Origin of the sequence: Roseovarius sp. TE539 (assembly GCF_003298505.1) — a bacterium.
In the GTDB taxonomy this organism is placed as follows: Bacteria; Pseudomonadota; Alphaproteobacteria; order Rhodobacterales; family Rhodobacteraceae; genus Roseovarius.
On record NZ_QNGB01000033.1, the window covers coordinates 20,459 to 34,328 of the forward strand.

Below are 13,870 nucleotides of genomic sequence, written 5' to 3' on the forward strand. Positions count from 1 at the left end.
TCAACCGTCTCCGCCCTCGGTCAGGTCAGTGCTGTCGGGAAGCGGCACATCCCTGAGGAGCTTTTTGAGGTTGGACGAGACAACATCCCGGATGTCCTCGAAGATCGGAGCCAGCTCCTCGTCAGAGTTATCCATCTCGGACACGGCAAACGCCCATAAAAGCAGGTCCATACCTTGGACAGAGTACCCATTCGCCCCGGCTCTCTGATATATCTTCTGGTAAAATTCATGATGTTTGTTCAGCTCCACGCCTGGAACGTGACCCGATGTGCTTTCGCTCCGCAGCACCGGCACCCAGAGGTCCCCTGACGTGATCGTCTCGACCGCTTGGACGTGGACCTTGTCAGGGTCGACGTTGTTCTGGACAGGTTGCCGGATTTTTATCCCCGCACCGCGGGAGTTCGTCACCACGGCAGTCTGGGACTCTGCGTCCGCGCTCTCGACCTTGGGTTTCTTCGCGGTCGGTGTGGCGCTGATCGAAGTGTTCGCGGAAGAGTGGTTCAAAACCGATTTGACCGCGGCTTCCTTCTCCTTGCGCCTGTAACGGTTATTCGCCTCGCGTCGCGCGTTGCCGAGCAACTTTTCAAGGTATTCTTCGAGGGCGGGGTCAAACAGGATCTGCGATTTCTTGACGTCCACGTAAAGTGCTTCGTCGAGTTCGTATCCGAATTCGAATTCGATCCTGAGAAGGGACATGTGTGGCTCGAAAGTACCGTGCGCGCCGAAGACACCCAGCCATCCACCTTGATTGATCAGTCGGCCCTGCCTGTAAATATAAAAGCCTTGCCCCCGGTTGGTGATATTTGCTTTCTTGCGCTGTTCCGTCGTCAAAGTATTGCGATGCGGCAGGATCCACGCTCGAATTCCCGCAGTTCCCAATAATTCACCGTCATCCCCTTCGACCGGAATCTCCTGCTGTTGTTCGGCGAGCACTTGTTCGGACATTTCCGGGTAGAATGGGTTCCAAGCTTCTACGGCTTCATCGTTGACCGACATTGTAATATGACGCTCTCGCGTATCCGCTGCGTCGAGAAACCGGTGATAGATCAGCGCGAGATGCTCAATTAGACTTTTGCGAAGCCGTTTGACTGCCGATTGTTCTTTCGTGCCGCCGGGTTCGTCATAGTGCTTTGAAAGCATGCGGTCGCAGTTTGACCAGACCACCAGTGTACCCTTGTCTCCACATAATTCGTCGAATGCTTCTTGCTCATGTGGCTCGACGGGATCGCGTAGCATCTCCCAACGACCCGTCCCCTCCACATGGTCAAGATCCCATGCCAGCTTGTTCAGGGGAGCGTCAGGATTTTTCCGGGAAATAATCGCGAAGCGCCGACAGACCGAGCTGGACGCGGTTTTCAGGCCGAGGCCGAACTTGCCAAGGCTCGCGAGGTTCTTCCGCACAGGGGCCCCATAGCGCATCGCGGCGCGAAGTTCGGTCTCATTCATGCCGTCGCCATCGTCGCCAAAGTAGACGTATTTCTTACCTTCAGTGGTAATGTCGACCCGCACGTGCACTTCGTCCGCGTTGGCCGCGATGGAGTTGTCAATAATGTCCGCAGCGGCCGTTCGGAAGTTATAGCCAGTATCCCGAAGACCGAATATCAGTCGGGAGGCGTCCGGTTCGTTTATCAGGTCAGACACTCTTTTTCCTTTCCATTCCGGGCGGTTCCGAATTCATGGCTGCTAATCCGGTATTTGGACGATCTGCACCTCTTGATGCAACCATGCCGCGATGGTCTCGACCAGTTTCTTTGTGGAAAAGTCGCGCGTCGCGCACTCCCATACGACGAGAGTGCGCCACCCCGCATCTTGCAGTTCCTTGAGCTGCCTCGTATCCCGTTCGGCGTTGCGCACGAGTTTTTCTCTCCAGAAGTCGGTGTTGGACTTCGGTAAGCGGAAATTCCGGCACCCTTTATGGGCGTGCCAGAAACATCCGTGGACGAGTATCACGGACCTGCACTTCGGTAGAACGATATCTGGCGAACCGGGCAAGTTTCTCGCATGCAGACGGTATCTGAAACCCGCGGCATGGAGCCCCTTGCGGACCACCATTTCCGGTTTCGTGTTCCGCGAACCGATCCGCGACATCATCTCGGATCTGTCCATCGGGGTGCTTTCAGCCAAACAGTTCTCTCCGCGGTCTGATGGCGACAGCGTTGTTGATCCACGGGCTCATAGCTTCGGCGATCGCGGTCGCCACAGGCGCTGCGACCGCGTTGCCGAATTGTCGGTAGGCTTGTGCGTCGGACACAACAATCTTCCAGGGGCGGTTCGATCCCGGCCGGTCGAAGCCCATCAACCTTGCGCACTCGCGAGGCGTCAGCCGTCTTGGGTTCTTTCCCTCTTGAGCGATCAGAATTTCCGAACCGTCCTTGTAGTACCTGGCGCTCAGCGTGCGGGCGACACTGGACGGCGTACACAAGCCGAAGCCGAAACCGTTACCTGCGGCTCTGTGTTTTGCCGCATAGTTTTGCAAGTAGGCCCAGAGTTTCGGTGTGAGCGTGTACTTCGGCGCAACTTTGGCATCGTGACCTAGGGTATAAGGTTCCTCGGGTGCCTCCGATCCGTCTTCCGGGTGGAGGATACTGGACAGTAGCGGGTTCGGCGCGTCGGGGACCAAGACGTCGTCCAATGAGAAGGTCGTGGGCACATCGCGCCTGAAGCCGGCGATGAAAATCCTCTCTCGATGCTGGGGCACCCAGTGCCGTGCATCGACCACCTTGTGGTCTGTTTCATACCCCAGCTCATCTAGGGCATGCATGATGACCCTGAAGGTGTTTCCCTTGTCGTGTGAGAGCAGGTTCTTGACGTTCTCCAGCAGGAACGCTTTCGGCTTGTGATGTCGGAGGATCCGGACCACATCAAAGAACAAGGTGCCTTGCGTGTCATCCAGAAAGCCGTGCTGTCGACCGAGGGAGTTCTTTTTGCTCACACCGGCGATTGAGAAGGGCTGACATGGAAAGCCTGCGAGCAAAACTTCGTGCTCCGGGATCGACGCGACGTCCACTTCGGTGATGTCACCCGCAATCGGGTGATCTTCACCAAAATTGGCGCGGTACGTCTCTTGAGAGAACTTGTTCCATTCGCTTGTGAACACGCAAGTTCCGCCAATGCCTTCGAAGCCGATACGCAGGCCGCCGATCCCGGCAAAGAGGTCAACGAACCGAAAGCTCGAAGTGTTGTTTTGATCTTGCATGTTCCCGTCGGCTCCTCTTGTCACTACATCCAGGACATCTTCTTGATTTGTTCCCTGGATATTATGAATGAAGAGTGAACCTCACCCAAGAAAAAGTCCACCTTCAAAAAAGAAGCCGGGGGCCGAAAGGGGAACAGGGCTGTGGATATCTGTGGGCGATGGAGAAAGGCAGCGCAGAAAAAATGCGCGCCAGAGCGCTCTTCCAGAAGAAATCCTGTCAACCCTTCCACATGAAAAATTTTCGGATCGGATGCCACGCTTCGGTCGCCTATCGAGGCGCAAATGTGTGGTGGCTGCCGATCGCCCACTGACGAACGTAGTGAGGATACAGTGGGCGGAACGCAACCCCCTTGGTGGCGGCTTGAATTCAAAGAGTTTTTCGGCGTTGCGGCGTTGCAACACGCCCCGGCCGGGTGGGCCTTGCCCGGTCGAGGTTTCGTTGCGCCGGGCGGTCTGGTCCGGCTATGTCCGCCCCATGACACAGAACGCACATATCGCCCTGACCGCGCTGGTATCGCGAATAGCCTGACCCCTCGAGGTCGGCGCCTGTGGCCCTGCGCGTGTCCATCCCTTCGCCAGACAGCGATGCTCCCCCCTGATGGGGACGTCCGGTGAGCGCCGGGAGAGGACCCACCACAGCCTGATCGCGAGGGGCTTGCTCTCGGGCCGCGTGACATCCGCGGGGCCGCCACGATCATGCCTGTCTGTGGGAGGTGTCATGTCACCCCTTCTGTCCCGCCGGGACGGCCGCGCGCACCGCGGTCGGCCCGGTCGCAATGCCCCCGAATCGGGCCGCGACCCGGTCGCGGTTACGCTGGCGCAACGCCGGCTGAAGGTCCGGACTCTCGGGTCGGGCTCGGAAAAACTTTTCCGCCGCTCGTGTCCTCGGGGTCTTACGGGACGTTTTCGCAGACTCTGGCGCGGTGCGTCCGGGCCGGGAAACGGGCAGATATCGGCTGGCGTGAAGGGCGGGGTTCAAGGGCTTGTGGCGTCGTGTTTGCGAAAAACTGATCTCGCCGTTTTCTCGCAAGCCATTGGAAAGAAATGGAAAAAACTTCCGGAGTCGTTTTCTCGGTGCTACGACTCCGGCCGTTGAAACACCGGCCGCGCATCGTCGCGGTCAGATCGGACAAAACACGGAGGGTCGAGATGTAGAAACGTAAAACACCCGCGCTGCGCCAACAGCACGGGTGCTCATGTGGCGGAAGTATCCACCTCAGTTTTCATAGGTTGACGCTAGCAGGTCCGCCCTGCCGCTTCAAGGATCCTCTCCGCCGCCAAGCCCGATCCCGCAACGGCTGCAGCCCGGCCGGCCGGGTGGGGTGTGTCCGGATCACCGGCTTGTCCCCGCACCGTCCGACGGATGCGACCGGCACAGCTGTGCCTGTCGCCGCACCGCCCCCGGGATCCTCCCCGGTGCCCGACGTCCCGGGCCCCGGCGCAACGGACAACCAGAGAGGTTTTCAAAATGTCCATCCATGACATGGAAGGCATTCGCCTTCCCGAACCCAGCACCGGAGACCGCGCCACGCAGGTCGGGTCTTCGCATCACTTCACCGGCCAGATCGTCCTGGGCGACGGCCCGGGGCGCGTGGTCGGCCTCGAAAGCCACCTCGAGATGAAGGCGGCGCTGATCCTGGCCGCCCGGCCGTCGACCGACGCGCTCTTCGAGCAGATCGCCTTCGCATGGCGGGACGCGGACGTGGTGCGCCGGACCCATTACATCGACCTCGTCGTTCGGCGCACCGATGGTCGCTGGATCGGGTATGCGGTCCGTCCCATGAAGCGCGTCACGCCGGCCTATCTGGCCGAGCTCGCGCGCATCAAGGCGCAGGCCCTCGAGGCCGGGTTCCTGTCGGATCTGCGGCTCTTCTCCGAGCACGATGTCGATCCGGTCGCGCTTTTCAACGCGAAGCTGCTGCAGGCGGTGCGTGTTCCGGACCCCGACTCCGACGCCGCCGCCCGGGCTGCAGCGGCGCGCATTACCGGCGTGACGACTGTCGGGGCCCTCATCGACGAAACGGGCCGTGGCGGGGCTGGCTTTCGGGCGGTCGTCCGGCTCATCCGGTCCGGCCACCTCACGCCGGTCCGCCGGACGCGGATCGACCGTGACACGGAGGTCTTCAAGGCGCGCGCGTGCACCCCGCCCTCCGATGTTGCCGACCCGACCCCTGATGCGGGCCCGGCGCCGGGCGCCGTCGCACCGGCGCGCCCGTCGGCCGAGGCGCGCTGACACCCCGGTGAAAACGCCGCGCCGCGGCGTTTTCCCACCCCCTCAACCCCGTGCGGCAAGGGCCGCACACCACGACCATCCATGAAGGAGAAACGAGATGGAACTTTCTTTCACCAGCCAGAACGCGAGCTTCGCATTCGGTCAGCACGACCGCGTGACCATCGAAGGGGCGCGCTATTGCGTGACCTCGCGCAACGAGGAAGGCTACGTGCTCACCCGCGATGACGGGACCGGCTTGTCTGTTCAGTACGCGCATGCGCAGCTGTCCCGGCTCGCCTCCGCGCGGCGCATCCGGGTCGAGCGTGATTATTACGATCCGCGGGAATGCGAGCGCCGTCTGCGGGGCCAGACATCCATGGTCACCACCCTGCCTGACAAGGCGCGCGCGCGTGTGTCCAAGAAGGACGCCTATACCGAGGCCGTGGAAAAGCTCCGCCGCGAGGGCACCACCATCAAGATGACCGATGAGAGCCTCCGGGCCAACATGACCCTGATCATGGGGACCGCTCTGGAGTACGTGGAGAACCTGAACCCGCTCGGAACCTCCAGACCGGATGTGTCAGCGGACCTGAGGAAGGCGCCGAGCACGCGCACCCTGCGCCGGTGGCTTCAGGTCAAGCAGAAGCTCGGGCTCGCGGCGCTCGCCGGTGCGATGCACCGCCGGGGCAACCGCGGCTCCGCGATGGGGCCGGAGGCGCTCGGACTGCTCTGGAAGGAGGTGCGCGGGTATCTCACGGTCGAGAAACCGACGCAGAAGATGATCCACGAGAACGTGGTCCTCGCTTTCCAGCAGCGCAACGCGGAACGCGCCGAGGAAGGCCTCGATCCGCTCGTCATCCCGAGCCGTGAGACCGTTCGCCGGGCGATCCACAGCCTGGATCCGTTCGAGGTCGAGTGCGCCCGCAACGGGGTTGCGGCGGCGCGCAAGAAGTTCCGGCCGGTCGCGGACGGGCTCAACCTCACGCGTCCGCTCGAGCGCGTCGAGGCTGACGAATGGACCGTCGATCTCATGACGCTCTTGAAGACGGCGGAACTCGACGAGACGCTGACCGACGAGGAAAAACTGGCGATGGGGCTTGATGGCTCCAAGGGCCGCCTGGTCCTCTCGGTTATCATCTGCTGCACCACGCGCTGCATCGTGGGCATGACCCTTTGCAAGGCCGCAAGCGCCGAGTCGGCGCTCAGTACGCTGCAGATGGTGGTTTCCGACAAGGGAAAATGGGCCGATGCGGTCGGAGCCCTGAGTGCGTGGGACCTTTACGGCTTGCCCGAACATCTGGTGACCGACGGCGCGTCGCACTTCAAGTCCCAAACCGTTCGCAACGCCTGTGCCGACCTGGGTATCGCCTTCGAAATCGCCACGAATGGCGTGCCCGAGGTGCGTGGAACGGTGGAACGGGTCTTCAAGACCATCGCAAACGACCTGATGCCGCGCCTGTCGGGGCGGACCTTCTCGGACATCATCACCAAGGGGGATACCGACCCGCGGGACCGTGCTGCGCTGACCGTGGACGATCTGACCTTCGCGCTGATCCGCTGGGTTGTCGACATCTACCACAACACCCCCCACCGCAGCCTGGGGGGCGAAACCCCGCTGGACTGCTGGCGTCGCCTGAACAGGCAGTACGGGGTCCAGCCGCCGCCCGACAGCGAGCACACGCGCCTCGTGTTCGGCACGCAAGATACGCGTCGGCTCGACAAGACCGGCATCACCGTCCTCGGCGTCCGCTACCATTCGGATGTCCTGGCGACCTGGATGCTGCGCCGCGACCCGGAACAGGTGGAGGTGCGCTGGCATCCCATGGACATCGGGGGCATCTCCGTCCGCCTCGGGTCCGAGTGGTACACGATCCCGGCGGTGGATGACAGCCTCGACGGGGTTCCCGCCCGCACCTGGCTGACGGCCGTGCGTCACGTTCGGGCCGGGGCGCCGAAATCCACCCGCGTGGACATGGTGGCCGTGCGCGAGGCGATCAAGGCGATCGACGCCCGCACCGCGGCCAGCATGGCCGCGGCGGGGATCAACGTCGAGGACTGGTCGCCGGAGGCCATGGCGCGCGCGGAGCGCAAGAACTTCGCCGGGGTCGAGTTCTTCGAGCGCAAGGCGCCGCAAAAGGCCGACGCCGAGCCGGGCCATGCCATCCCCGATCTGTCGGAGGTGACCGGCGAGGACGATGCCGCGGCCACGTCCGGGACGTCGTCCGCCGGTGCGACCGGTCCGCGGCCCGGGAAATCCAACCTGACCATCGAGGAGGACTGATCATGCCCGACCACGAGGCCATTGACCGGCAGGTCGAAACCCTGCGCAACATGTATGTAGGCTCGGAACGGGACGCGGAATTCGCGTCCCACCTCCGGCGGCTGCTCAAGCGCGACGCCGAGGGCGCCCTGCGCCCCGAGCCGTGCAAGTTCACCCGGACGGGTGAGACGCGCGGCATCCTGCATATCGGGGAGCCGGGCAGCGGCAAGTCCTGCCTGGTGGATCACGCGCTCGCGAAACAGACCGGGCTGGCCGAAGGCGACTTCGGCCAGCCGCTGTATCTGAGCTGCTCGGTGCCGAGCCCGGCCACGTTCAAGAGCGTGACGCTCGCCCTGCTCGAGCAGACCGGCTACACCGGCACGCCCAAGCGCATGGAAGCCTGGTCCCTGTGGCAGCTCCTGCGCGAGCGGCTGAGCCTGCTGGGCATCGTGGTGCTCTGGCTCGACGAGGCGCATGACCTGTTCTGCGCCGACCGCACCCTGATCCTGCGCGCCATCAAGACATTGATGCAGGGGGATGATGCCGTCGTGGTGATCCTTTCGGGCACCGAGGATCTCTGGCGCGTGATCCGGACCGATCCGCAGGTCCAGCGGCGGTTCTCGGTGATGCGCTGGTCCCCGCTGACCGTGGAGCGCGACGGCGAGGCGTTCCGCGATCTGACCGGCGCGTTCTGCAGCCGCGTCGGGCTGTCCTCGCCCGTCGAGGGGGATGTGATCGGCCGGCTGTTCCACGCGTCGCGCTACCGGTTCGGCCGGGCCATCGAGATGATCATCAACGCCATCGAAACCGCCCTTCTCGCCGAGGAGGGCCATCTCGGGCTTGATCATTTCGCGGAGGTCTGGGCCATGGCCGAGGGCGCTCCGGCCACGGAGAACGTGTTCTGGGTCGACCGGTGGTGGCTGATCGATCCCGATCCGGCCGAGGAGGTCGAGGCGGCTGCGCCGACGCGCAAGCGTGGCGGCGCAAACCGGAGGGCGCGGGCATGAGACCTCTGTTTCCAGTCCTGCCGTTCGCATCGGACGAGACCCCGCTGTCCTGGGCGGCCCGGCAGGCGGCCTTCCACACCGGCGGGCGCCTCGCCCCGTTCCTGAACGATTTCGACCTGCGCCTGTCCGCGCTGGCCTCCGGCGAGCGGGACACGGTTCTGCGGCTGTGCGAGATCGCGGGGCAGGACCCCGCACCTGTTCTGCGCAATACCATCGCGGCCACCGGCAAGCGCCGGTATCACCTGCGGGATGAGGATATCTCGGTGGCGTTCACCACCGGTCCGGTGACCCGGTATTGCCCGCTTTGCGTGAAAGAGGACCGCGCGTCGGAGCCGCGGCCCGGCGCGGGGCTTCGGCACAGGATCGCATGGCGTCTTGCGCCGGTGCGGACCTGCGCGCGTCACGGGCTTGCCCTCGTCGAGGCGCGCAGCGGCACGTGGGACGACATCGCCCACGAACTGCAGGTGATCGTGCCGCGGGATGAAGCGGCGCTCGACAGCTTGGCGGCGGCGCAGGCGCAGCGTGCGCCATCGCCCCTGCAGGACTGGGTGCTGGACCGTCTCGCGGGGCGCTCCGGGCCGGACTGGCTTGATGCGCAGGGGATCGAGCAGGCCGTGCGGGCGACCGAGATGCTCGGCGCTGTCCTCACCTTCGGGCCGGACCGCAAGGCCGCCGAGATGACCGGGCAGATGTGGGATGCCGCCGGGCGCGCGGGCTGGGATGTCACCGCCGGGGGCGAGACGGCGATCCGCGCGGCCTTGTCCGAGCTGATGGAGACGGGCCCGCGCAGCCGCGGCATCGCGCGCCCGCGCGGATGTTACGGCATGCTGTTCAGCTGGCTCTCGGCCAGCCGGCTCGCCCGGGATCCCGGGCCCATCCGGGACATCCTGCGCGCGCACATCCTCGACACCGTCCCGGTGACCCGCGGGCATGTCGTTCTGGGCACGCCGGTCACCGAGCCGCAGGTCGGCACCGTTGCAAGCGTCGCGGCCGCCGAGGGGCTGCATCCGCTCACGCTGCGCAACATCCTGGTCGCCAAGGGCGTGGTGCCGGTCAGCCGGCAGCATGATCCCTGCGGCCATATCATCGTGCGCCATGCCGAGGTCGATCCCGTCGTCCACCGCCTGAAAAACGCGGTCCCCGTCACCCAGCTGCCTGAGGTTCTCGGTGCATCGCGCCCGCTGGTGGCCGCCTTGCTGGACCTCGGGCTTCTGCGGAGGATCCAAGATCAGGCGCTGCTGGTCAGCAAATGGGGCAAGGCGGTCGAAGGGGCCGATATCGAGGCCCTGCGCGTGCGGCTCGAGCGCGACGTCATGCCGGTCGAGGTACCCTCCGATCAGCTCGTCCCGTTGGCCAAGGCGGCCGAAAAGACGCGCCTGCGTCTCACCCGGATCCTCGAGCTTCTGTTCGCAGGGCACCTGACGCGGGCCCGCCGGCTGCAAAACACGGGTGGCTTCACGGCGATCATCGTCGATCCGACGGAAATCAAGCGCCTGGTCGAGACGCCGCGCCCCGGCATGCGCGCCTCGCTCGCGTTCATGATGCTCGGGGTGTCACCCACGGCCGGGCGCCGGCTCATCGCGGACGGCGACGGCGCGCCGCTGCTGCAGTCGGACGGGCAGGGGGCGGACCCGTGGGTCAGGCCGGAAGCGATGGCCGCGTTCCGCCGAACCTTCGCGATCAAGAAACGCCTGTCTCTCGAAACCGGCCTGAAATCGGGGACGGTCGATCGGATCATCAAGGAACACCGCGTTCCGCCGATCTTCGATCCCCGCAGAATCGGGGCGACGATTTACCGGCGGTCGGACCTGCCGGAGGCCCTGACCGTCTGAACCCATCCTAACCTGTTGACCATGCCGCCCTCGGGCGGCATTTTTTTGTAGAAATCGATGGTCAACAATGCTGTGTTTCATGGTCAGAACGGCCGCCGCCTGTGAGGGCCGATTCAATAAAAACAATGACTTATGAAGGGGCGAATGGACAATAATTCAGGTGTCCGACAAACAGTGTGTGTAGGACCCACCAAAAAATGACCATTTATGGGGGTTTTTGTCCATTATGACACGGCATTCGTGTCCATCGGCGTCCCTGAATTTTAGAAAATATAGGTAAAACAACGGCTTACCGGATCTAGTGTCTGGCGGCCCGTGACGTCCCAGGACACACCGTCCCGGCCCGGCGCCTCCCTTGACCGGGAGCGCGCTTCCGACGCACGGATAGCCCCAAGACACCCGGGGTCTTTTCTTCCAACACGCCTGCCGCGGCCTGCGCCTCCGGCAGGGCGGCGTAGCGGCGCTTGCCGCGCGCCGAGCCAGAAAGGACTCCCCTCATGCCCAAGCTGCCCTTCCTTCTCACCCGGCTCGACAAAGACATCCCCGATGTCGCAGACGTCTCGGCCCGGTTGCGCCGGCACCTCATGCGCCTGCGCGGCCACCCATTCTCCGAGTCGGACATCGAGGCGTTCCACCGCGCGATGGACGCAATCACCGATGACGATGTGGCTCGCTTCCATGCGCGTGCGCAGGCCTATGTCGAGCGCGCCCGCGCGGCCTCGGGCACCGCTCACCTGAAGCGTGAAGAAAAGCAGCGACTCGCGGCGATCACGGACGGGGTCCGCGCGATGACCGTCGAGATCGAGGCGCGGGCCGACGAGATCGCCGCCGACATCCACGCCCGAATGCCCTGGATGGCCCCGGCGACCGAGGTTGCCTGGCACGCGATGCGCCGCTGTGCGCAGGAGGGCGCGCCGGTCTTCCGCTTGCCGCCGATGCTCCTGGTCGGTCCGCCGGGGATCGGCAAAAGCCATTGGTCACGCGCCCTGGCCGCTGCGCTCGGCGTGCCGACCACGCTGGTCGACGCGGCGGCGGAGGCGGCGAGCTTCGTGATCGCCGGCGCGCAGCGCGGTTGGGGAAACGCGGGCGCTGGAAAGCCGCTGGACACGATCCTGAACCACCGCGTTCTGAACCCCATCGTGGTCGTCGACGAAGTCGAGAAAGCGGGGGTCGTGCGCGATACCGGCGGCAACCGCCACAACTTGACCGAGGCGCTGCTCGCGCTGATGGAGCCTGTCTCGGCGGCCCGCTGGGAATGCCCGTTCTACCGCGTGCCATTCGACATGTCCGGGATCGGCTGGATCATGACCGCGAACAGCCGCAGGGGCCTGCCCGAACCGCTCCTGAGCCGATGCCCACCGCTGGTGCTGCCGCCGCTGACCCTGTCGGACCTTATCGGCTTCGCGCAGCGCGAGGGCGCGGCCCGCGGCCTGACCACCCCGGCACAGGACGCGATCATCGAGACCCTGCAGCAACACCGCGACCGCGCCGACGCCCTGAGCCTGCGCGTGGTCCAGCGGATGCTCGACCGGGCCGAGCAGCTGGAGCGGCGGCCGGTGTTGAATTGAGGGGAAGTAAGCCGCCGGGTGGGCGGGGACGTCTGGAAATACGGGCTTCCGGCTCACCTTCATCCCAATCGCATGGCGGCTGTGTTGTGGCGAAGGGAGCGAAATAATCCCTTCCTCCCTGCTGCTTGGTCGACCGTCAGCTCTGCGCGTGAGGTGACGCGGCGGCCTTGCAAAACATGGTCGCCTCCCGAGACGCGCTCGGCCCTTATCGGCCACTCACCGGTCATGCCGACGCCGCAGCGCAGCTTCGCGAGACCGGCCATTCGTGAACCTTGCAGCATCCGATCAAGAGTGAAGGTCAAGAAAGCGTACAGTGGTCCTGCAAAGTCGCGAACGAAAAGTCCCTGATGGATACATGATCGAGCCGATATCAATAACCATTTCGACTGTGCCGCAACAGGTTGCAGCAAAACACATACGCCTTTTTAAACTCCGAAACGAAGTGCAAACATTATTCTTGATCGAATAACAGAATGCAGGGGTTATTTTTCGGCGTGAGGATCGTCGTTCGAGACTTCCCACGCGTCACGCTGACCCGAAAATTCTGTCGCGCTTGATCGCCATCGTATTCGGGATCATTGGAGCGCACGATGCGATCCAAATTTGCGACAATCTTGCCCTTCGCAATTCGCGGCCACCCCTCAAAGATAATTACTTCATCAAATTGCTTACCCTTGGCCTTGTGCATATTCATCACAATGACGCCGGTTTCGGGCTTCTGGCTTGTCGCAAAGTGCTCTTGAACGAACGCCTGCTGCACAATCAACAGCGCGTTGATGTAGGCGCCGTTTTGCCTCCAGTCTTCCGCTAACCCCTGGCGAAGCTGTGTACCTCGATCCAGCAACCGCAAGTTTCTCACTTCTTGAGCAAGCCCATGTAGCCGTGAACATTCCCCATTTTCAAGCAGGGCGCGCATTGCGCGCCAATCCACGTCAGGATCACCGGTTAGGCCAAGAGCTCGCGCCTGCTCGTAAGTGTCAAATGTTTTTACAAGAATACTGTTCCCGCGGATGGCTTTGCCTTCCGCCAGCCGTTTGACGTAATCAGCATGCGCCTCGCGGAACTTCTGCGCTGTTTGAAGATCGCCCTGTCCCGGATCATCACCACCTCTCCCCTGGAAATAGTTGCAGAGAAGGTCGAGTAATCGGGCGATATCTTGATCGCCTGACGGGGGCTGCAACAGGAAAGCAACAAGCTCCGCCCCCAGAATGGCACCTTCGAGCTCAACAACAGCGGAGTGCGGTACAGGTGTCATGCCCGCAGGTGGCTCCCGAAGCTTGTCGGCGACAAGACGGGTCATCTTTTTAGTTGGCACTAGGATAGCTAGCGACCAATCCTTCTTGCCGCTCTTCACCAAGCGCTCGCGTGCCTTGTAAACGCGGGTAACGAGCTCTGTGAAGGCTTGGTCGCCGTTTGGTGGATAGCCTAAACGGCAAATGCCAACATACTTTTCCTGCGTAAACCTACCGCGCAATATCTCATTTCCAAACAGCGCAATCTCCGTTCCGGCACTTCGATGATTGTCGTCGCTGAGGTCAATTTCAGTTGGCGCGAACGCATCTCGAAAGTGATCGAGACGCTCTGGGTCAGCTCCCTGAAAATCATAGATGCGTTGTTCCGGATCAGCCAGGGCAACCAACCGGCAATGCTCACCGAGGGCTTGAACCACATGACCTGCCCCCGCAAAACCGGGCCATTCAAAAGTAGAGTTTGTTCTCGTAACGTTCAAAGCGACGAGGAGAACAGACGATGCGCAAATCACGCTTCACCGAAGAACAGATTGTCGGGATCCTGC

Annotated in this window: 10 protein-coding genes; 6 read left to right on the forward strand and 4 right to left on the reverse strand. The window is 63.2% G+C overall.

The genetic code is table 11. The annotated features are described in order from the left end of the window. The 3 genes from DQW77_RS15690 to dcm are packed head-to-tail and all read right to left on the reverse strand — an operon-like array spanning position 1 to position 3,196. Positions 1-1,641 (reverse strand): ATP-binding protein, encoded by a 1,641-nt coding sequence (locus DQW77_RS15690; RefSeq protein WP_113259169.1) that lies wholly within the window; start codon positions 1,639-1,641, stop codon positions 1-3. 42 nt (positions 1,642-1,683) lie between these two features. Beyond that, positions 1,684-2,124 (reverse strand): very short patch repair endonuclease, encoded by a 441-nt coding sequence (locus DQW77_RS15695; RefSeq protein WP_258523882.1) that lies wholly within the window; start codon positions 2,122-2,124, stop codon positions 1,684-1,686. Then, the gene (gene dcm / locus DQW77_RS15700) at positions 2,117-3,196 is read right to left on the reverse strand and encodes a DNA (cytosine-5-)-methyltransferase (protein WP_113259171.1); all 1,080 of its coding nucleotides are present in this window, start codon (positions 3,194-3,196) and stop codon (positions 2,117-2,119) included. The genes DQW77_RS15695 and dcm overlap by 8 nt, the downstream gene beginning before the upstream one ends. Before the next feature lie 74 nt (positions 3,197-3,270). Between dcm and DQW77_RS18085 the strand changes: the two genes are divergently transcribed. The 6 genes from DQW77_RS18085 (at position 3,271) to DQW77_RS15725 (ending at position 12,075) form a co-directional block, all read left to right on the forward strand. Next, the gene (locus DQW77_RS18085; protein ID WP_147094991.1) at positions 3,271-3,507 is read left to right on the forward strand and encodes a hypothetical protein; all 237 of its coding nucleotides are present in this window, start codon (positions 3,271-3,273) and stop codon (positions 3,505-3,507) included. A gap of 1,157 nt (positions 3,508-4,664) precedes the next feature. Further along, entirely contained in the window at positions 4,665-5,429 is a 765-nt protein-coding gene (locus DQW77_RS15705; RefSeq protein WP_181711304.1) for a hypothetical protein, read from the forward strand. Positions 5,430-5,526: 97 nt separating this feature from the next. After that, positions 5,527-7,689, forward strand: coding sequence for a Mu transposase C-terminal domain-containing protein (locus tag DQW77_RS15710; RefSeq protein WP_113259172.1), 2,163 nt, complete (start codon positions 5,527-5,529; stop codon positions 7,687-7,689). Positions 7,690-7,691: 2 nt separating this feature from the next. Then, positions 7,692-8,675 (forward strand): TniB family NTP-binding protein, encoded by a 984-nt coding sequence (locus DQW77_RS15715; RefSeq protein WP_113259173.1) that lies wholly within the window; start codon positions 7,692-7,694, stop codon positions 8,673-8,675. Continuing rightward, positions 8,672-10,507: a TniQ family protein gene (locus tag DQW77_RS15720; protein WP_113259174.1), complete on the forward strand. Its 1,836-nt coding sequence runs from the start codon at positions 8,672-8,674 to the stop codon at positions 10,505-10,507. The genes DQW77_RS15715 and DQW77_RS15720 overlap by 4 nt, the downstream gene beginning before the upstream one ends. Positions 10,508-11,004: 497 nt before the next feature. Continuing rightward, positions 11,005-12,075, forward strand: a complete 1,071-nt coding sequence (locus DQW77_RS15725) for an AAA family ATPase (RefSeq protein WP_113259175.1) — start codon at positions 11,005-11,007, stop codon at positions 12,073-12,075. Positions 12,076-12,526: 451 nt separating this feature from the next. On the opposite strand, the gene DQW77_RS15730 is transcribed toward DQW77_RS15725, so the two are convergent. Then, entirely contained in the window at positions 12,527-13,744 is a 1,218-nt protein-coding gene (locus tag DQW77_RS15730; protein ID WP_113259176.1) for an ATP-dependent helicase, read from the reverse strand. Positions 13,745-13,870 lie beyond the last annotated feature (126 nt).

Bases quoted from the DNA above. Each gene is read 5' to 3' on its own strand.
- DQW77_RS15710 (WP_113259172.1), top strand. From the start codon at position 5,527: ATGGAACTTTCTTTCACCAGCCAGAACGCGAGCTTCGCATTCGGTCAG.
- DQW77_RS15705 (WP_181711304.1), top strand. From the start codon at position 4,665: ATGTCCATCCATGACATGGAAGGCATTCGCCTTCCCGAACCCAGCACC.
- DQW77_RS15725 (WP_113259175.1), top strand. From the start codon at position 11,005: ATGCCCAAGCTGCCCTTCCTTCTCACCCGGCTCGACAAAGACATCCCC.
- dcm (WP_113259171.1), bottom strand. From the start codon at position 3,196: ATGCAAGATCAAAACAACACTTCGAGCTTTCGGTTCGTTGACCTCTTT.
- DQW77_RS15720 (WP_113259174.1), top strand. From the start codon at position 8,672: ATGAGACCTCTGTTTCCAGTCCTGCCGTTCGCATCGGACGAGACCCCG.
- DQW77_RS15715 (WP_113259173.1), top strand. From the start codon at position 7,692: ATGCCCGACCACGAGGCCATTGACCGGCAGGTCGAAACCCTGCGCAAC.